This is a genomic window from Pedobacter sp. 01N416, assembly GCF_056399685.1.
This window is the reverse complement of record NZ_JBFTRT010000941.1, coordinates 1-951: the sequence shown is the minus strand read 5'-3', so window position 1 is coordinate 951 and position 951 is coordinate 1. Positions and strand designations below refer to the sequence as shown.

At 39.9% G+C, this 951-nt stretch carries 1 protein-coding gene; it reads left to right on the top strand.

From position 1 onward, the window contains the following. Nucleotides 1-479: 479 nt before the first annotated feature. The gene (locus AC1DND_RS28545) at nucleotides 480-746 is read left to right on the top strand and encodes a hypothetical protein (RefSeq protein ID WP_477586305.1); all 267 of its coding nucleotides are present in this window, start codon (nucleotides 480-482) and stop codon (nucleotides 744-746) included. Nucleotides 747-951 lie beyond the last annotated feature (205 nt).

Genomic DNA, 951 nt, shown 5'->3' with positions numbered 1-951 from the left:
GTATTGCTTTATGATGTATTCAGGGTCAGGGCCAAAAGGTATTATAACAGGACCGCAAGCGCGGTGAAAAGGAAGATCGGACCACATCCCTAGATTAACTGCCAACACAGCTGGAGGCGACTGGGCAAAAATATATTGAATTTACATTGCACAGTCAAACTGATAATTATCATTTTTCTCCATGATATTTTGTCGGAAAAAATAGCTTATTACCCTATAATTTTGTTTTCGGTTTTGTTAAAGGACCTGTATGGCCATGAATGGAAGTATCTCTGGGCGGGTTCGATAAATAACCTTCTTCCCATTGTTGTCTTATCGGTCGGTCAACAGTGCGTTTTAAAGGAGGAGAACATCAATAAAAGAAGTACTGTTTTTAAACAGCTATTTGGAAGAAATACCTAGGGGTACCTGCGCAACTGTATGGACAGTTTATCGTATTGAGATATGTGGTGGTCTTCCAGATAAAAAGAATTAAGCAAATGATTGGAATTCCATTACCGGTATCCTATGGTCACAAAGTCTATACATTATATGTTATTTCATATGTGACTTCGTTGTTGCTGGAAAAGGAGATTTCGGTTGATATACTTCTTGAAGGAAAGAACCATAAACTGATCCTTGATCAGGAGCGTGTATGGAGGCAGCAGGTTGTTGAGGGATGTATGCAGATTGAGCCTGGCCTGTTAGGCCGGCTAACGCAGATCATAGAATCCCGATGGCTCGGAAAATTAAAACAATCAAGATAGATGGTGAGGGCGTTTTAGCTTATACTTAACCCAGGAGCTTGAAATGTAGATTTGGCAATAGCCTTGTATCGCTATCTGTCGGAACCAATTAAGATTAAGGCGTGAACATGATAAATAAAATTTTCGAGGACGATCAAACATTCGATTGGCTCTATCCCGAGCATTTTCAACTGATATCCAAAAAACAATGGACCCCGATAGGTAT

Coding starts and splice junctions, on each gene's coding strand:
- AC1DND_RS28545 (WP_477586305.1), top strand. CDS start 480: ATGATTGGAATTCCATTACCGGTATCCTATGGTCACAAAGTCTATACA.